Annotated in this window: 14 protein-coding genes; 13 read left to right on the plus strand and 1 reads right to left on the minus strand. The window is 65.6% G+C overall.

Translation table 11 applies throughout. The annotated features are described in order from the left end of the window. Positions 1–52 precede the first annotated feature (52 nt). The 4 genes from LZC94_46660 to LZC94_46675 all read left to right on the plus strand — a co-directional run bounded on the left by LZC94_46660 (position 53) and on the right by LZC94_46675 (position 7,024). Positions 53–1,135: an efflux RND transporter periplasmic adaptor subunit gene (locus tag LZC94_46660; protein ID WXB15292.1), complete on the plus strand. Its 1,083-nt coding sequence runs from the start codon at positions 53–55 to the stop codon at positions 1,133–1,135. Continuing rightward, complete coding sequence (locus tag LZC94_46665) at positions 1,132–4,278, plus strand: efflux RND transporter permease subunit (protein ID WXB15293.1); 3,147 nt, start codon at positions 1,132–1,134, stop codon at positions 4,276–4,278. The genes LZC94_46660 and LZC94_46665 overlap by 4 nt, the downstream gene beginning before the upstream one ends. After that, positions 4,275–5,654, plus strand: a complete 1,380-nt coding sequence (locus LZC94_46670) for a TolC family protein (GenBank protein ID WXB15294.1) — start codon at positions 4,275–4,277, stop codon at positions 5,652–5,654. The genes LZC94_46665 and LZC94_46670 overlap by 4 nt, the downstream gene beginning before the upstream one ends. Positions 5,655–6,064: 410 nt before the next feature. After that, positions 6,065–7,024, plus strand: coding sequence for a general secretion pathway protein GspC (locus tag LZC94_46675; protein ID WXB15295.1), 960 nt, complete (start codon positions 6,065–6,067; stop codon positions 7,022–7,024). Between the two features lie 793 nt (positions 7,025–7,817). Here LZC94_46675 and LZC94_46680 read toward each other — a convergent pair. Further along, on the minus strand, positions 7,818–8,528 hold the full coding sequence (locus LZC94_46680) for an SDR family NAD(P)-dependent oxidoreductase (GenBank protein WXB15296.1): 711 nt from the start codon (positions 8,526–8,528) through the stop codon (positions 7,818–7,820). A gap of 86 nt (positions 8,529–8,614) precedes the next feature. Here LZC94_46680 and LZC94_46685 point away from each other — a divergent pair, with 86 nt between their 5' ends. The 9 genes from LZC94_46685 to LZC94_46725 all read left to right on the plus strand — a co-directional run bounded on the left by LZC94_46685 (position 8,615) and on the right by LZC94_46725 (position 18,954). Continuing rightward, positions 8,615–9,319: a TetR/AcrR family transcriptional regulator gene (locus LZC94_46685; GenBank protein WXB15297.1), complete on the plus strand. Its 705-nt coding sequence runs from the start codon at positions 8,615–8,617 to the stop codon at positions 9,317–9,319. A 263-nt stretch (positions 9,320–9,582) separates the two neighbouring features. Continuing rightward, positions 9,583–10,176, plus strand: a complete 594-nt coding sequence (locus tag LZC94_46690) for a hypothetical protein (GenBank protein WXB15298.1) — start codon at positions 9,583–9,585, stop codon at positions 10,174–10,176. A 1,161-nt stretch (positions 10,177–11,337) separates the two neighbouring features. Beyond that, positions 11,338–11,628, plus strand: coding sequence for a 2Fe-2S iron-sulfur cluster-binding protein (locus LZC94_46695; GenBank protein WXB15299.1), 291 nt, complete (start codon positions 11,338–11,340; stop codon positions 11,626–11,628). Positions 11,629–11,724: 96 nt separating this feature from the next. Further along, positions 11,725–12,477, plus strand: a complete 753-nt coding sequence (locus tag LZC94_46700; GenBank protein ID WXB15300.1) for a hypothetical protein — start codon at positions 11,725–11,727, stop codon at positions 12,475–12,477. Positions 12,478–12,757: 280 nt separating this feature from the next. Further along, positions 12,758–13,825, plus strand: coding sequence for an ATP-grasp domain-containing protein (locus tag LZC94_46705; protein WXB15301.1), 1,068 nt, complete (start codon positions 12,758–12,760; stop codon positions 13,823–13,825). A 62-nt stretch (positions 13,826–13,887) separates the two neighbouring features. Then, complete coding sequence (locus LZC94_46710) at positions 13,888–15,216, plus strand: ATP-grasp domain-containing protein (GenBank protein ID WXB15302.1); 1,329 nt, start codon at positions 13,888–13,890, stop codon at positions 15,214–15,216. 45 nt (positions 15,217–15,261) lie between these two features. Next, positions 15,262–16,557 (plus strand): ATP-grasp domain-containing protein, encoded by a 1,296-nt coding sequence (locus LZC94_46715; protein WXB15303.1) that lies wholly within the window; start codon positions 15,262–15,264, stop codon positions 16,555–16,557. A gap of 38 nt (positions 16,558–16,595) precedes the next feature. Beyond that, positions 16,596–17,513 carry an iron-containing redox enzyme family protein gene (locus LZC94_46720; GenBank protein WXB15304.1) on the plus strand — a complete coding sequence of 306 codons (918 nt, stop codon included), beginning with the start codon at positions 16,596–16,598 and terminating at the stop codon, positions 17,511–17,513. Between the two features lie 55 nt (positions 17,514–17,568). Beyond that, positions 17,569–18,954 (plus strand): pyridoxal-dependent decarboxylase, encoded by a 1,386-nt coding sequence (locus LZC94_46725; GenBank protein ID WXB15305.1) that lies wholly within the window; start codon positions 17,569–17,571, stop codon positions 18,952–18,954. Positions 18,955–19,020 lie beyond the last annotated feature (66 nt).

The following is a 19,020-nucleotide window of genomic DNA, read 5'->3' on the forward strand; positions in this document are numbered from 1 at the left end:
CGTCGCGTGCGCCCACGCTCGCCCTTTTTCGAATCACCGCACGGAGAGACTCATGAAACGCATCCTGTTGCGCATTGCCGTCGTTGCATTCCTTCCGCTCGTCTTGGCTTGCCAAAAATCGACCACCTCGCCCGAAAAACCACGGCCCGTTCGCACGGTGACCGTCGCGCCGGCCGATGGCCGCGAAACGCTCACGCAGACCGGAGATATCCAACCTCGACGCCAGACCGATTTGAGCTTTCAAATCGACGGCCGCCTCGCGCGCCGGATGGTCGAGGTCGGGTCCGTGGTGACGAAAGGGCAAGCGCTCGCGGTGCTCGACGACGGTCTCGTGCAGAACGAGGTTCGGGCCTCCGAGGCCGATCTGACGAGCGCCACGTCCGCGCTGGAGCTGGCGAAGAGCAGCCTCGCGCGGCAAGAGCAGCTGTTCGTCGGGCAGTCGGTGTCCCAGCAGCAGATCGACGAGGCCCGCGCGAGCGTGCGCACGGCGAGCGCGCGCCGCGACGTCGCAGCGGCCGCCTCGCTCAACGCGAAGAAGAAGCTCGGGTACACGCAGCTCTTCGCCCCCGAGGCCGGGATCGTCACCGCGGTGGGGGCGAATCAGGGCCAAGTGGTCAACCCCGGGCAAATGGTCGCGCGGCTCGCGACCCTCGAGCGCGACGCCGTGTTCGACGTGGCGGAGCGGATCATCGCGAACGCGCCCGCCGACGCCGAGGTGCGCGTGCACCTCGTCTCCAACCCCGACGTCTCCGCGATCGGGACGGTGCGCGAGGTCAGCCCCCAAGCCGACCCCACGACGCGCACCTACCGCGTCCGCATCGATCTGCCGTCGCCGCCCCGGCAGATGTCCCTCGGGGCCGCCGTGATCGGCAAGGTGGAGCTCCCCGAGGAGCGCCTGGTCTCCTTGCCGGCGAGCGCGATCACCAGCGAAGCGAACGCGCCGGCGGTCTATGTCGTCGACCTGGCGACCAAGAAGCTGGTACGCCGCGCCGTTCGGGTCTCGCGGTTCACGGGGGAGCGCGCGCTGGTCGCGTCGGGCCTCGAGGCCGGTGACGTGGTGGTGACGGCGGGGGTCAGCAAGCTGCGGCCGGAGCAGACGGTCGCGCTCGCGGACCTCGACGGAGGCGCGCGATGAGCGAGCAACGCGCCGCCGAGGGACGCCGCAAGTTCAACCTCTCCGAATGGGCGATTGGCCAGCAGTCGCTCGTGATCTTCCTGATGCTGATCAGCGTCGCCGCGGGCATCTGGAGCTACGTGCGACTGAGTCGAAACGAGGACCCCGCCTTCACCATCAAGACCATGGTCGTCGCCGCCTCGTGGCCGGGGGCGACGACCGAGGACACCACGCGGTTCGTGACCGACAAGCTCGAGCTGAAGCTCGAGGAGACGCCGTACCTCGATCGGCTCGAGAGCTACACCAAGAGCGGCGAGTCGGTCGTCTTCGTCAACCTCCGCGACGACACACCGCCCAGCGCCGTGCAGGACGTCTGGTACCAGGTGCGCAAGAAGATGGCCGACGTCGCGCCCGCGTTGCCGAACGGCGTCCAGGGTCCGATCTTCGACGACGAGTTCGGCGACACCTTCGGGATCATCTTCGGGTTCACCGCGGAGGGCTTCTCCGAGCGCGAGCTGCGCGATCGCGTCGATACGGTTCGCGCGGCGCTCCTGCAGACCCCCGACATCGGCAAGGCCATACTCCTCGGCGTCCAAGAGGAGCAAATCGTGGTGGAGTTCTCGCCCGCCGGCCTGGCCGCGCACAACCTCGATCCCGACACCGTCCTGCAGGCCCTCGCAGCACAAAACGCGGTCGCGCCCTCCGGCGTCGTGCGGCTTCCGGACGAGAAGGTCGCGCTCCGCGTGAGCGGCGCGTTTACCTCGGAGGAGAGCGTGCGCGCGATCATCTTGCGCATCGGCGAACGGTACGTTCCCCTGACCGATCTGGCGACCGTCGCGCGACGGCGCGCCGATCCTGCCGCGCCCATGTTTCGGGTCGATGGGCAGCCCGCGATCGGGCTCGCCGTGTCGATGGCCCCCGCGGGCAACCTGCTCGACTTCGGCCGCGCCATTCGGGAGAAGATGGCCGCCGTCGCAGAGACCCTGCCGCATGGCATCGAGGTCCACGAGGTGGCCGATCAGTCGGCGGTCGTCCAAGGCGCGGTCGGCGGCTTCGTGAAGGTGTTGGTCGAGGCGATCGTCATCGTGCTGGTCGTGTCGTTCCTCTCGCTGGGTCTGCGCGCGGGCCTCGTCGTCAGCATCTCCATTCCGCTCGTGCTCGCGTTGACGTTCGTGGGCATGGACATCGCGGGCATCGGGCTCCAGCGCGTCTCGCTGGGCGCGCTCATCATCGCGCTCGGGCTCCTGGTCGACGACGCGATGATCACGGTGGAGGCGATGGTCTCCAAGCTCGAGAGCGGCTGGAGCGTGAAGCGCGCGGCGACGTACGCGTACGAGTCCACGGCCTTCCCGATGCTGACCGGGACCTTGGTCATGATCGCCGGCTTCGTGCCGGTGGGCTTCGCGGCGTCGAGCGCGGGCGAGTACTGCTTCTCGCTCTTCTTGGTCGTGCTCATCTCGCTCCTCGCGTCCTGGATCGTGGCGGTGCTCTTCTCGCCCCTGATCGGCACGTGGGTCCTTCCGCGCGCGCTCCCCGCGCACGCGCACGGCGAGGGTCGCATGCTCGGATGGTTGCAGCGCGCCGTGCGCTGGACCTTCGCGCGCTCGTGGAGCACCGCCGCCATCTGCCTCGTGGCGCTGGCGGCGGCGGTGTTCGGCTCGACGAAGCTCGAGCAGCAGTTCTTCCCGCAGTCGGATCGGCCCGATCTCCTGGTGAGCGTGACCTTGCCCCAGAACGCCTCGCTGGAGGCCACCTCTGCGAAGGCGGAGCAGGTCGAGGCGCTGCTGAAGGACGATCCGAACGTCGATCACTACTCGACCTACGTGGGCTCGGGCGCCATCCGCTTCTACCTGCCGATGGACGTGCTGCTCACGAACGACAACGTGACCCAGGTCGTCGTGGTCACCAAGAGCCTCGAGGCCCGCGACGCGGTGCGCGCCAAGCTCGAGGCGGCGTTCGAGACCACGCTCTCGGATACGATCGCCCGGGCGATGCCGCTCGAGCTCGGGCCGCCGGTGGGCTGGCCGCTGAAGTACCGGGTCACCGGCCCCGACGTCGCGAAGTCGCGCGAGTACGCGATGCAGCTCGCGAACGTCGTCGCCGAGAACCCCAACGCGCGCGACGTGAACCTCTCGTCGGGCGAGCCTCAGAAGAGCGTGCAAGTTCGCGTCCGCCAGAGCGAGGCGCGCGCCCTCGGCCTCTCGTCGCAAGACGTGGCGAGCGTCCTGGCGACCACCTTCTCCGGCGCGGCGGTGACCTCGGTGCGCGACGGCAATCGCATGGTCGACGTCGTCGTTCGCGGCGCGCACGGCGAGCGGCAGGACATGGCGACCCTCGTGAACCTGCAGATCCCGACCCCGGGCGGAAAGCGGGTGCCCCTCGGTCAGGTCGCCGACATCGCCTACGGCGTGGAGGAGCCGATCATCTGGCGCCGGCGGCGCGAGCCCGTCGTGACGGTGCAGGCCGACGTCGTCGCCGGCATTCAGCCGCAGACCGTCTCCGAGCAGCTCGCCCCCGAGGTCGAGCGCTTCCGATCGCAGCTCCCGCAGGGCTACGCCGTGCAAGAGGGAGGCGCGGCCGAGGAGTCCGAGAAGGGCAATCAATCGGTGTTCGCGGTGGTCCCCGCCATGATCGGGATCATCGTCACCTTGCTCATGCTGCAGCTGCGCAGCTTCTCGCGCACGGCCATCGCCATGTTGACGGCGCCGTTCGGTCTCATCGGCATCGTGGCCGCGATGCTACCGACGCACACGCCGATGGGCTTCGTCGCGCAGCTCGGGGTCATCGCGCTCGCGGGGATGATCATCCGCAACGCGGTCATCCTGATCGAGGAGGTCGACGGCAACGTGGCCGCGGGCAAAGCTCCTGCGGACGCGATCCTGGCCGCCGTCGCGCATCGGGCTCGTCCCATCCTGTTGACCGCGTGCGCCGCCATCCTCGGCATGGTGCCGATCGCCTCGCAGGTCTTCTGGGGGCCGATGGCGTACGCGATCATCGGCGGGCTGACGGCGGCGACCATCATGACCCTCACCGTCCTGCCGTGCGCGCTCTTTGCGCTCTTGGGTTGGGAGGCGCGCGCCCGCGCGAAGTCTTCGGCCGATGGCGACCCCGACGAAAATGCGGCTGCGATTTCTCTTCACGATGCGAGCGAGGTCGTTCGATGAACCGGTCTTTGCGTACCCTTGTTGCTGTCACCCTGGCCGCCTTCGTCTCGCTGACCGCGGCATCGAGCCGCGCGGACGAGCCGGCGCCTGCCCCGACCGATCTCCGTTCGTCGCCGTTGACGGAGTGGCGCGTCGTCGCGATCGCGGCGCGCGAAGCGCCCAGCGTGATGGCTTCGCACAAAGCGGCGGAGGCGGCGGAGGCCGAGCGGACCGCGGTGGACCGCTCACGCCTCCCGGATCTCGTCGTCACCGGGCGGTACACGCGCCTGTCGTCCATTCCTTCGCGTTACCGGAACCTCGCGGTGCCGTTCCCCGATGGCTCCGAGGCGAGCTTCGCGATCCCTCAGGTGCTCGACAGCTACGCCGCGCGCGCCGCGGTGGTGGTGCCGCTGAGCGACGCATGGTTGGGGCTCGCCGCCAGCGCGCGCGCGCTCGGTCACGTGGCGACGGCGAAGCGCATCGAGCTCGATGCCGCGCGTGCGCGGGCGGCGTACGAGGCGCGCGCGGCGTTCTTGCTCTATCGACGGGCGAGCGTGGCGCGGCGGATCGCCGAGACGGCGCTCGAGGTGGCGAGCGCGCAGGCGAAGGATCAGGACGACCGCGTGCGGGCGGGGACGGCGCCGGGGTCGAGCGCGCTCACGTTCGAGGCGGCCAAGAACGCCGCCGTCGCGCGTCTTCGCGTGGCCGAGGCCGAGGTCGCGACCGCGGAGGCCAACGTTCGCGTGTTCTTGCCTTCGTCGCTCGCCACCGAACCGCTGGTCCTCGGGGAGGATGGCCGCGCGCCCTTGCCGCGATCGGGCATCGAGCGCTCGCCCGAGCTCCGTGCGGCCGAAGCCGCGGTGGTCGCCGCCGACGCGCGGGTCGAGGCCGAGACGCTCTCCATGTTGCCGCGGCTCTCGCTGGTCGCGGGGGCCGAGGTGAGCGCGCCGCACCCGCGCGCGTTCGCCGTCGACCATCTCGTCGGCGTTCCCTCGTGGGACGTGACGTTGCAGCTCGACTGGGCGCTCTCGTCGGTCACCACCGGCACGGCCCGAAGGGAGCGCGCCACCGCCGAGCGCGAGGCCCTTCGCGCGCGCGCCGAGGAGGTGCGTCGGGCGCTCGAGGCCCAACGCGCCAGCGCGGCCGCCGCGCGCGCGAGCGCCGAAGCCCGGATCGCGACCGGCAACGCCAGCGTGGCAACGGCGACGAAGCTCGCCGAAACGCGGCGCAGGGAGCTCCACGCCGGCGCGGCCACGCCGCTCGACGTCACCAACGCCGAGGCGGAGCGCGTGCGCGCCGAGCTCGAACGCGCTGACGCCGAGCTGGACGCGCGGCTGGCCGACGCGCGGCTCGCCTACGCGGCGGGCTATGTGCCGCGCAGTGACGGGGGTCGCTGAGGGCGTCGCGCCGGGGGCATTCGAGCCGTGGCGTCGGGCGATTGGGCGCCGTGGCGTCGGGGGGCATTCGAGCCGTGGCGTCGGTGGGCATTCGAGCCGTGGCGTCGGGCGATTGGGCGCCGTGGCGTCGGGTGGCATTCGAGCCGTGGCGTCGGGCGATTGGGCGCCTGGCGTCGGGTGGCATTCGAGCCGTGGCGTCGGGCGATTGCGGGCGGCCGTCGCGTGGCATTCGAGCGACGGCTTCGCTCCATGTCGCAGGATATTGTCATCTTGACGTTGGCGCCGTCGAAGCTCGGCGCGTGCGGCGCCAACCTGTCCGAGTCGGACCCTGCGCGGTACTCGAATTCGACCGAAAATCCTCAATCGACTTGGGATGGGGGCTGGCCGAAGATTTGCTCGACCTCCAAAACATGGATATCGGCCGGCTCCTGAATCGGCATTTTTGGCTCCTGATCGGCGCGCTCACCGCGCTCGCGGCGCTCTTCGGCGCGCGGGGGATTCGGGCGATCATCGCCATCGGGCTTGCAAACCGCGCCGATGCGCTGTCGCATGTCCCGCTCGCGGCGTTATCCCGCGGCCATGCTCGAGCGGAGCGGTCGCGCGAACCCCACGCCACGAGCGCCGATGCGATTCTTGCGCGCAACCCCTTCGATTCGGAGACGGGCCCTCTCGATCGCCGCCCCGAGCCCGACGCGCTCGTGCAGGAAGCCGTCTTCACGGACCCCGAGACGGCACCGCCTTGCGAAGGCGACGTGAAGGCGCCGATCCTCGTCGCGTCCTCCGAGCCGGATTGGTCCTTTGCGGTGCTTCACGCCGGGGCCGATCACGAACCATCCCTTTTGCGACACCGCGGGGGCGATTTCAACGGCAAGACCGTCGCCTTCGTCGGGGCGGACCGTGTCTGGCTCGCACAACGCGGCTCTCTTTGTCAGATCCAGCTCTTCGCTGCAGCCGCGCCGAACGCGCCTGCCCCAACATTCGCCTCCGCGCCATCGGTGTCGGGCGTGCGCCCCCTCGATCCGCGGATCGCCAAAGGGATCAAGCGCATCGGCCCCACGGAGTTCGATATCGACCGCAGCGTCGTGGAGCTCATCTTCGAAAAGCACGCGACCTTGCTGCCGCGCCGCGTCATACCCTTCGAGCAAAACGGCAAAACGCTCGGCATCGACGTGTTCGGCATTGGAAAGGACACGCTACTGGGGCAATTGGGCTTCGAGAACGGCGACCGCATCTCCCAGATCAACGGCCTCGAAATCGGCGTCCCGGAAAGGGCGCTCGAGGCATTCGCCCGCCTCCGCACCGCCGATCATTGGACGGCGCTCATCCAACGAAACGGCAAAACGATGAGCATCGACATCAATATCAAGTAACCAAACTGCAACAATCCCTGTAACGAGGTTACAACCCCCTCGAACGAACGAACCGCGTGGCAGCCCCCGCGCCCCTACGGTTTCTCCCGCCGGCGACTCCTCGAAGAAGCGATGATCCGTCGGGACGCCGGGAGGCGCGGTCGCCCCGTGTCCTGCGCCATCGCGACCACGTCTCGAAATGGGCCGCCCCGAAGGAGCAATAACCGCCAGAAGGGGTGGTCGCCCCGTGTCCTGCGCCATCGCGACCACGTCTCGAAATGGGCCACCCGAAGAAGCGATAACCGCCAGGAGGCGCGGTCGCCCCGTGTCCTGCGCCATCGCGACCATGTCTCGAAATGGGCCGCCCGAAGAAGCGATAACCGCCAGGAGGCGCGGTCGCCCCGTGTCCTGCGCCATCGCGACCACGTCTCGAAATGGGCCACCCGAAGAAGCGATAACCGCCAGGAGGCGCGGTCGCCCCGTGTCCTGCGCCATCGCGACCATGTCTCGAAATGGGCCGCCCGAAGAAGCGATAACCGCCAGGAGGCGCGGTCGCCCCGTGTCCTGCGCCATCGCGACCACATCTCGAAATGGGCCGCCCCGAAGGAGCGATGAACCGCCAGGAGGCGCGGTCGCCCCGCGTCCTGCGCCATCGCGACCACGTCTCGAAATGGGCCGCCCCGAAGGAGCGATAACCGCCAGGACGCGCCGTCGCCCCGTGTCCTGCGCCATCGCGACCACGTCCCGAAATGGGCCGCATCGCGGACCAAATACGTGATCCTAGCCGCCGGTCACGGCCGACCGACCGCCCCCCTCACCAGTGCTCGCCGGAGGGCCGAATCTCCACATTGAACGACCACGACCCCCGAGGTTGATGCGCAACGTGCCAAACTTCCTCGGCAATGTCGTCTGGTTGAATGAAGAACTCGTCCGCCGCCGTCGGATGCACCGCGCGCGTCCACTCGAGGTCGATGACCGCGTCGATCAACACGTGCGCCACGTGGACGCCTTTGGGCCACAGATCGCGCGCGATCGACTCGGCCAAAATGCGCTGCGCCGCCTTGGTGGGCGCAAAGCCCGCGTACGTGCTTTTCCCGCGCAAAGATGACGTGTTGCCGGTCACGATGATGGCGCCACCCCCGGCCTCGACCATGGGGGGCGCCGTCCGCCGCGCCAGATGAAGGAGCGCCATGACGTTCGTCTGGAAGTTCCGATTCACGGCTGCTGGATCGATTTCCAGAAAGGTGCCGAATACGAAGCTAACGGCGTTGTGCACCACCAGGTGGGGGTGCCCCCACTTGCTCCGGATTTGCTCCAAGGTCGCGTCGATTTGCGCCTCGTCGGTCACGTCGGTCACGAACGCGTGCGTGCGGGGAATCTCTCTTTCGAGCTGAAGAAGTCGATCTTTCGTGCGCGACAGCATGGCGACCTGGTAGCCGCCTTTTGCCAGCCGCCGCACGATGGATGCGCCCGTTCCTGGGCCAACTCCGGTCACCAGCGCGACTTTGTCGTTCGTAACGCTCATGTCGTAGCTCCTCTTGCCGTCCCCGTTTGCTCGTCCAAGTCGCACCAATCCCTCAATAGTAAGGATGATAGTCGACATCTTCCTGGATGTCGACTAAAATCCTCACGGCCGTGTTGTCGGCTGAATATGGCCAATGGCGTGCCTCGCTGCGGGACGTGACATTCTCGGGTCGCTTCTGTATGATGTTCGACATCCAGATGGGCCATTCGCAAGCCGAGAAGGCAGAGAACCACGATCGTATCCTTCGGATTGCTGCGGCCCGTTTTCGAGAGAAGGGGATCGAAGGGCTCAGCGTCGCCGACCTGATGAAGGAAGCGGGGCTGACCCACGGCGGTTTCTATCGCCACTTCGCGTCCCGCGAGGATCTCGTGGCCGAAGCCATCGCCTACGCGCTGACGGACGGGGAGACGCAGGGGGGGCTCGAGGAGCTGTCCGCGGACAACGTGACGTTCACCACGTTGATCGATGCGTACCTCAACGAGACCCATCGTGACTCACCCGCACAGGGGTGCGCAGTTGCGGCGCTCGCGGGCGATGTAGCCCGCAGTGGTGCGCGGACCCGGGCAGTTTTCACGCGCCAAGTGAAGCGCAACATTCAGTCGCTCTCGGCCATGCTCGCCAACGGCGATGCCCCCAGCAAACGAGCCCACGCGATTCTGATTTGGAGCGCTCTCGTCGGTTCCTTGACGTTGGCACGCGCCGTCAACGACAAGAAGCTTTCGGCTGAAATACTCGAGACCGTTCGTGTGGGAATGAAATCCCTCTTTGGAAATCCCAAAGGGAAGAAATAACACCCGCACCGTCTTGCCCCTCCTCGATGCTGCTCGTCGTCCAAAGGGGCTACGCGCGGTATCGGGTTACACACGGTAACGTGCGTCTGCAAGAAGATTTTAGTCGACATCCAGAACGATGAGGTGCATCATCCTGATGCCGAGGTGGGTGTCACGCATGAAGGCCCTGGTGGGGAATGACACTCGCCCGCGCGAATCCGGGCAATCTCGAATCGCGCACCGCACACGGGGCGACTCGTCTTACGGAGGGAGCTTACGGAAGAATGAACAACGTGTCTATCGTTGCGGATAATTCTCGCAACCCTGACAGAATCGCAAGCGGGGGACCCGACAAACAGCGCCAAACTGGTGTGGACAAGATGTCCACAATCGCGGACGAGCACGCTGGATCGGACGGTACGGCGATCCCGCTCGAGGCGATGGCCGCGCACCTCGTCGATCGATTTGCGAAGGTCGCCATCGACAACATTCGCGCGCGCTACGAGTTGGGCCAGCTCGTGGCCAACACACGCTACGACCGGGGATGCGCAAAGGGCACGACCGGGCTCGATCGCCTGTCGAATGCACTGGATGTTCATTCGACCGCTCTGCGGCGTTGTGCGCGTGTTTGCACGACCTTCACACGCGACGAGCTCGAGGCCATGCTAAGCCTACGTCGGCCCAATGGGCTGCCCGTCACCTGGTCACATCTGGAATTGGTCTCTGAAGTTACCAGCCGGCACACGCGATGGATCCTCGTGCAACGCGCAGTCGCCGAAGGCTTATCCGTTCGCGAGCTCGCTGCGCTCATTCGGGACACGCGACAGTCCCGACGTACAACTCCTCGACAGACAGTCTCTAAATCGGTTCTCGGATAACTCCCGCCTCGTTGACAGAGCTTCGGTCGAAGCTAAGTTTTCCGCTCACCGAACGAGGAGATGCAGTCGCGGTCTGGTCGTTTTCGACCACTGGTCCCACACGTAGCCGTGCAGCGCCGACCAACAGCTTACACCGCAGACGCCCATGAACGAAAAAATCAAACGAACGGCGTCGACCAAGGAATCGCGCGGGCCTTCGAAATGTTGTCACCCCGCAGAGGATTCCGCAGTCAGCACCAAGCATGTGTAGCGACGTGCAGGCGCCGCTTATCTTCGATGACTTGCGGGCTGCCCCGTCCCCATCTGAATCTGAGGACGAGTGCGGGGTGTTGGCCGATCTGTAACCGCTACTCGACTTGCTTTCGAACAGTCAAGGAATTCTTTATGACCGAAAGTCGCACGCTCTCCGCGAACGGTGTTCGGTTAGGACATCGAAAAATCGATGATCGCGGAGATCATACTTCGAATTTCGCAAATACGGTCTGCAAGAATATTTAATTCAAATTTCGCTGAAAGAGCTGCAGGCTATCGAAAATTCGATATCCTGCAAGCCGAGACGACGCAGGGACTTCGACAATCCGACCGATGATCCGGCCCAGGCGACACGCAGGGCTACCGAGATCTGGCCGAGCGTGCCCGAAAGAACATCGGCACCGCGGCGCGCGACAAGATCCCCGACGTTTCTTCGAGGCGACCGAGCAGGTGGCACTCGCGCCGTCCAGCTGGGTGCCCGGGATCGAATCGTTCGTGGACGAGCTCGTGTCCGCCGATACGACAACCAAGACGAATACGGGGACGGCGACGGCAGCGCGAGCACGGGCGAAGTGAACGGCGAGCGAGTCGTGTCGTCGATGTAACCGAAGACCCGCAATTCAAATACGACGGCTGATTCTCATTCAGCGGCTCGAACGCGTGGTAGCCGATCGCTAATTTCGAAATTTCGAACATAGGAAAGTCCACATCTCACTCATGACCACCGATGAAAGCGTATTCGATTGTAATTCATCGATGGCTCGCGGCCTGCAAGACCGCGCCGCCCGCATTTCTGCAGGCGAACCAATCGCCGACTAACACATAACGACCGGCATCGATTGAATCCCTATTTACTGAATTGCCGGGTAGTAGTAACTTTACCGAACCACCGCAAGAACCCTTAAACCGATGGTATTGCATAGATTGACCTTGCTCCCGCAAGGTGTCGACATTCTGCTGCCGTCCGGTTCACCGCTGACGGACATCGAATACGAAACGCCGGAGAGGTACATCCCTTTCGGCTGCCGCTCGGGCGCCTGTGGCGCTTGCATCGTCGAAGTTTTGGAAGGCCTCGATGTATTGGGAGAAGCGGGGGACGAGGAGCTCGATTTTCTCGAAGATTTAGGTCGCGCAGACGGCAAGCACCGCCTGGCTTGTCAATGCCGTCTACTTGGTCCCGCGACCGTTCGCGTCGATTGAACGCGGCGCACGACAGCGCACACGTCAATCGGAGCAGTGTACCGAACAGTATGGCCGTTCATTCTCATTCAAGACATTGAACTCACGGAGCTATCCATGAAGAATCGTGTAACCAACGCTGGTCTCGGGAACCGTACGCCTTTTCTGAGCGCGGCGGCCTCTCTGAAATTGCGCGCCGAGGTGGACCAACAGATCGATAAGCAAATCGACGAGTGGTACCAGAGCGTTCCCGCGGCTGCCCACCTCGAGGGCAAGAACGTCAACTCCGAATACTACAAGCGCCACCTCATCGAGACCGCATGGCGCATCCGCCTCCTCCGCGTGTCCGAGTCGAAGGCGCTCGGCGAGATCGCGAAGCGCAGCCCCGAGGCCGCGCAGATCTGGGCGAACTACGAGCGCGAGGAGATGCTGCACGACGAGCTGTTCATCACCGACCTCGCGCAGGCCGGCGTGAGCCGCGAGCAGTTCTTGGCCACCGAGCCCTACCTCTCGACCAAGCTGCTCACCGGCTTCTTCTCGTACCTCCTCGACCACGAGGGTCCCCTCGGCGTCGTCGCGTACTCGTACTTGGTCGAGTACGTCAACGTCAAGCTGGAGCCCAGGAAGCTCACGGCCCTCAAGGAGTCGGTCGGCGAGAAGAACATCGCCGGGCAGATCAACCACTCGCACACCGACATCAACGACGACCACCCCGGCGAGGTGTGGGCCGCTCTCCGCTTCCTGATCAAGGACGACAACGACGTCCAGGCGACCAAGAAGTATCTGCAGGAGCACCAGACGATCCTGGCCCTGTACTTCAAGGAGCTCTACGAGGCGACGCTCGCCAAGTCCGAAAAGAAAGCAGCCTGAGTCGAGGGAATAGGCAATGAACGTCGAAGGTGGAGTTCTTCTACTCAGCCACGTGGGGTTTTCCTTCTTGGAGGACCTCATCGAGGCTCTCCGCGCACGTCAACTCAAAGTCTTCGTACTGTCTTCATTGCCTGTACCGGAGCATCAGCCGAAACGATTGCAAGATCTACGCGAGAAGGTGGACCGGCTCCAGTCGACCGAATCGCACGTACTGACTCGCGAAGATCTCGAATCGTGCCTGGTCAGCCTGCAGCAGAGCGGTGAACGGGTTCTCTGCTGCATGACCGTCTGGGAGGGCTATCGCCACTTGATGGCGCTCGCCAATTCGCTGCTCGGTGTTCCCGACCTCGGAGAGCCTCTGATTCATGCGCTCCGGAACAAGCTCGCGTTGCGCAACCGCCTGGCCGACGCGAGCTTGTCCCACGTCCGCGCCACGGCGCTCACCCGGGAATCCCTGGAGACCCTCAAGCAGAGTGAGCGCCGTTATTTCGTCAAGCCCGTGAGCGGCATCGCCTCGTACGGCGCGTTTCCGTTGCGACCGGAGACCCAGTGGTCGGAGCTCGAGCAAATCGTGAAGGACGCCGCGCGTGACACAGTCTACGCATCGGCCTTCGGCGAAGGCCTGTCCTTCCTCGCGGAAGACTACTTGCCCGGGCGCGAGTTCAGCTTCGAGGTCATCGTCACGGACGGAGACGCGCACGTCGTCGCCATCCACGAGAAATGCGAGCTCACGGAGGTCGGCGGGACCGTGCTCGAAAATTGCTGCACGAGCCCGCCCATCAGCGCGAGCCCGCAGGAGTGCGCCGACGGCATGCGCTGGGTTCGAGCGGTGCTGTCGCACCTCGATGCGCGCTGGGGGTGCTTCCACATCGAGGCTCGCCACCACGAGTCGCGGTGGGATCTCATCGAGGTCAACCCGCGCGTCGGCGGGAGCCTGATTTCGCACAGCGTGAAGGCGATGACCGGCACGCACGGCATGCTGGAGCTATGGCTCGACACGCTCCTCGCGTACGCGAAGGACGACGCGGCGGCGCGGAGCGAGCTCCGCGCGCGATTGAAGAGCATCTCGTTCACGGACGACGGCTCGTCCTCCGTATCGGACGCCACGTTCTTCCGCGTGTACTTCGCCGAACAGGGCACGATCAAGCAGATCGCCCTTCGCGAACAGCCCGACAAGCCCGTCGTCTCGCACATCCTGCTCAAGGCCGGCGACACGATCGACTCCACGTCGCGCGAGGTCTTCCTCGGGCAGCTCCTGTGGAAGCTGCCGCTGGCAGAACGCGCGGAACGGCTGCCTCGGTTGTTGCGAACCTCGGAAGAGGCCATCGAGATCCACTACGACGTTTGAGTGCGCGCCGGCACTCCATCCATTGCGGCGAAGTCAAATTTGTATGAGCCGGAGGGCTTGTTATGTCGTCAACATCAGGGTTGCTGCTTATCGTCGATTACAACCTGAGCCGCATCGATGACGTCATTCACATGCGCAACTACGCGCGCGATCGCTATGGTGCTGGGACGGCGCTGATCCGCGCGAATCCAACGGCGATCGACGCGGAGATCTGCGACGAGGTGATCGATCTCGATCCTCTGCGGAGCGATTTCGCGGAGGTCGGAGCGAAGCTGCTCGGCGGGCGGCGTGGCGACTTCAAAGCAGGAATCGTCTTCTCGGACAACGCCGTGGAGAGCGGCGCCGCGCTCCTCGAGCGCCTGGGCTTGCCGGTCGACTCGGCGGAGCTCGCGGCCGGCGCGTTCTGCAAATACCAGTATCGCCTCAGCGAGGCGCGCTACCGCGCGCTGCTCGAGGCCCAGCGCCTGATGGTCCCCGACTTCACCAAAGTCACCTCGATGGATGACCTCCACGCCTTCGCCGCGAAGCACCCCAATGGCTTCGTCATCAAGCCGATGAAGGAAGGGAACAACCGCGGCGTGGTGCTGGTGCGCGCGGGCGGCGATCGCCGGGCGGCCTTCGCGGAGGTCTCGCCCTACCTCGCCGGCGGCGTCATCTGCGAGCAGATCATCCCGTATCGCCGCGAGTACTCCTTCGACGGCCTCGGCCAATCGTTCTTCATCACCGAGAAGATCAGCGCGACGGGCCGTTATCCGGTCGAGGTGGCGCAGGTGCTCCCGGCGAGGCTCACCGAGAAGGAGCGCACCACCATCCAGCGCGCGGGCAAGCAGGTCAACTGGCTCGTCGGCCAGTGCGACGGCCCCTTCCACAACGAGATCAAGTTGAGCGACGACGGCACGCGCGCGGCGGTCGTCGAGCCGAATCGGCGGCCGGGTGGCATGAAGATTTGGTCGCTGGCGCGCTGGGTCTACGGCATCGACTTCTATCACCGCTGGATCGACTCGGCCTTCGGCGCGACGCCGCCCCTCACCTTGCCCGAGCCCCTCTGCTCGGCCGCCACCGTGATGCTGGGGATCCAGAGCGATCGGGTCTTCTCGACCGACGATCTCGCGGCGGGCGCGAAGCCCTTCGAAGACGCCGTGGCGGCCACCGCCGATTACTACGGCCTGAAATCGGGGGAGCTGAGCATCAAAGAGTTCGCCTGGCTGTCGACGAAACGGCGGCAGCTGCACGGCGTCCCCCGCGACAATGCCGACTTCGCGGCGCAGGCATGCATCGTCTTGAATTCGACGCGGATTGACATCCGCGACGTGGTGGCGACCTTGCGAGAGAAGTGGCTGGTCGCGCTGGACAATAGCTACGCACGCGTCGAGCAAGCTGCCTCGATGTGAGCGCGCGCTTCTTCATCTACGTCGCTGAACCCAACAAGTAGACCCATGAACATCCTCATCCTTCATCGCGTACCGTATCCTCGTATCGAGTACCACCGCGGTATCGATCACACGTTGCACGACGTGACTTACTTCGGTAAGCGCGAAATCATCGCCAGCCTGCCGCCCGATCTTCGCTGCACCGCGGTCGAGCGCCCGGGAAAGCTCTCCGCGCTGGAAGAAGCCCGCGCCTGGCTGACCGAGCATCCGCAGGATTTCGACCGGGTCATCTCCATGTCCGAGTACGAGCTGCTCGACGCCGCGCGCTTGCGCGAGTGGTTGGGGGTCGAAGGCGCCCCCGTGGGTCAGGTCATGCTGGCCCGCGACAAGGTGCTCATGAAGGGCGCCGTCGCGCGCTCCGGGCTGCGCGTACCGCGGTTTTTGCCCTTGTCGGAGCTTATCCGCCAAGACGGCAAGGCGCCGTGGTCCGGCTCGACGGTGCTGAAGCCGCACAGCGGCGCGTCGAGCGTCGACGTGGTGGTGTTCGACGATCCCTCGAAGGTCCACGCCGCGATCGCCGGCAAGCGCACGGGCGTCGCCGAGCTGGATCGGGATGGCGCAGATCTCTCCCTCTTCGAGGTCGAAGAGTTCATCGACGGACCGATTTTGCACTTCGATGGTCTGGTGGAGCAGGGAAAGATACTTACGTTGACCGCCAGTGAATACATCGGCACGTGCCTGGAGTACGCGCGCGGCCTTCCGATTGGGTCCTACCAGATCGAGCTGTCCGAGGAGATGGAAGCGTGGGTCGCCCGCGCGCTGGACGCCGTCGACATCCACAACGGCAGCTTCCACCTGGAGGCCATCGTCGATCGCCAAGGCGAGAGGGTGTTCCTCGAGGTCGGCAATCGGGTGGGCGGCGCCGACGTGGTGCCGACGTTCGAGATGGCGACCGGTATCCACCTCCCCTCGCAAGAACTGCGAATTCTGCTCCAGGACACGGTGGAGGGTACGCTCCCTGCGCCGCCCAAGGACCGGCGGTGGTTCGGATGGTTCGCGTTTCCCGGGCACCACCTGGGCGGGCACCTGTTCATGGGGTTCGACGGCGCCGGCTCGTTCCGCGGGAGCAGCTCCGCGGTCACCTGGCACGAGCTCTCCATCGGGAAACCGCTCCCGACCAATATCACGTACTCCGCCCACGAAGCCCCGCTGGCCGGTATCGTCGGGACCAGCAGCCCGGCCGAGACGCGCCGCTGGATCGTTCGACTCTTCCAATCTCTCAGAATGCGCACGGCTAGCCCGCACATCACGCGAGGCGGCGGCGACTCGAGTATTTCCAAGGCGCCACTTGGAAGCTCATGAACGATGAACCATCAACGACGTTACCCGGGACGACTACCATGAGCACACTGACGAACACGAATACGGACACGTTGCGCTGCAATACCCTCGAAGGGCAGATGGAGATCAACTCGTTCCACTTGAGGGCGCTCGCTCCGCCGGAGGAGTTCCACGTGGTCCCCTTGGCGGACGAGCAAATCCGCATTCTGCAGCTGGAAGAACAGTGGAACGCCTACGAGGAGTCGCGCATCGACCTGACCGGCCTCCCCACCGACGCCGATGGCTTCGATCAGTGGTACATCGCGCTCCGTCAAAAGCACCGCCGCGAAGTGGCGCCCTTCTTCGAGTTCTTGGCCGACCGCTCGTCGCCGGCGCAATTGGCGTTCTTCGTCGCCCTGGAGGCGCACGTGGACGGCCGCTTCGACGACATCATCGCCCTCTCCCAGCTCGGGATGAGCGGGGACATGAAGCTCGCGCTGGCCGAGAACTTCTGGGACGAGATGGGGCTGGGCGAGCTCGAGGAGATGCACACGCGCATCTTCGGGCGCTCGGCACCGTACTTCTACGAGCAGCTCAATGGCCTGGACGTGGCGGCGCATATGCCGGCTGCCGCGGTCAAGAACGGCAACCTCTTGCTGATGTACGCGGCCCGCCGCCAGCACGTGGGGCGCCTGCTGGGCGTGCTGACGTTGCTCGAGCAGACCGTGCCCTACCGCTTCACCAAGATGCTCAAAGGCATGCGCCGGCACAACGTGCCCAAGGAGCACACGTATTACCACGATCTGCACGTCGGGGTGGACGCGAACCACGGCAAGCAGCTGGTGGCGCGGGTCCTCCTGCCCCTGGCGCGGAAGAACCCGAAGATCATCCGCGAGCTCTGCATCGGCTGCTTGATCCGATACGAGGTCGAAAAAGATTACTACGCCGGCGCGCAAGCCGTCATGGACACCGTCTTGAGCCAAGGCGCCGCGGCCTGATCGCGCGATTGCGCGACGCCATTTGCTTTCCGCCCGTCACTTCGTGAGAGGAATCATGTATCCCAAGCTCGCCTCCGATCTCGCCGACATCGATGCACTACTGGAACGTACTCGCCGCCTGGCCGTCGATGGGCTGTCCAGTCTCGATCGAAGGCCGGCAGCCCTGGCGCCCCCAAAGGTGACCTCCACGCGTCTCCCGGAGGAGGGGATCGGTCTCGAGGGCGCGCTCGAAGCCTTTGCGACGCGCTGGGCGCCCGGTTTTTCGGGCAGCGCGGGGCCTCGCTACCTCGGCTTCGTGACGGGCGGCGCGACACCGGCTTCGATCGCGGGCGACTGGCTGACGAGCGCCTATGACCAAAATCCGACCGCAGGCATCGACAGCTCGGCCCCCGATCTCGAACGCGAGACGGTCGATTACCTGCGGCAGCTCTTCGGCCTGACCTCGGCGCAGCAAGGTGTGCTGGTCAGCGGGGCCACCATGTCGAACTTGGTCGGCCTGGCCATTGGCCGGGAGTGGCTCGGCGAGCGCAAAGGCGTTCGCGTCTCCGAGCAGGGCGTGGGGGCGCTCGGGCAGGTGACCGTGCTGGGCGGAACGACCCACTCGAGCATCTACAAAACGCTGGGCGTGCTCGGGATCGGCCGCAAGGCCGTGAAGAAGGTGCCGACCTCGCCGGGGCGCGAGGCGGTCGACCTCGCGGCCCTGGAGGAGGCGCTCGCCGCCTTGAACGGCGAGCCGGCCATCGTCGCGGCCAGCGCAGGCACGGTCAACACCGTCGACTTCGACGATCTCGTCGCCATCGCCGCGCTGAGGGAGCGCTATCCTTTCTGGATGCACGTCGACGCGGCGTTCGGCGCCTTCGCCGCCCTGTCGCCCGCCCACGCGCACCTGACCCAGGGGCTCGACCTCGCGGACTCCATCTGCATCGATTTGCACAAGTGGCTCAACGTGCCCTACGACGCGGCGGTGCAATTCAGCCGGCGCCGCGATCTGCAGGTGCGGGTCTTCCAGAACAGCTCCGCCTATCTGGGGGTGCCCACGGACAATCCCGACTTCGTGCACCTGACCCCGGAGAACTCCCGCCGGCTGCGCGCCGTGGCCACGTGGTTCGCGCTGACGGCGTACGGTCGCGCGGGGCACGCGGAGATCGTCGAGCGCAACATTCGATCGGCGCAGCAGCTCGGCAACCGCGTCGCCGAGCAGCGCGGCCTCCGGCTCTTGGGACCGACGCGGCTCAACGTGGTCTGCTTCACCTTGGCGGACAACCCCACGGAGGAGCGCATCAACGCTTATATGAAGGCGAACCGCGATCGCGGCGACGTCTTCATCACCACCACCGTTCACGAGGGGACCTGGGGCTTGCGCGCGGCGTTCTGCAACTGGCGCACGACGGAAGCCGACGTGAACCGCGTCTTCGATTCGCTGGTGGCGAGTTTGACTTGATGGAGCTGTCGACACCTTAGATTCGCTTATTGGTTCGAATCGACTTTGGTGTTCGCTTCACGAGGC

It is taken from the genome of Sorangiineae bacterium MSr11954, from assembly GCA_037157815.1.
Classification (GTDB): Bacteria; Myxococcota_A; Polyangia; order Polyangiales; family Polyangiaceae; genus Pendulispora; species Pendulispora albinea.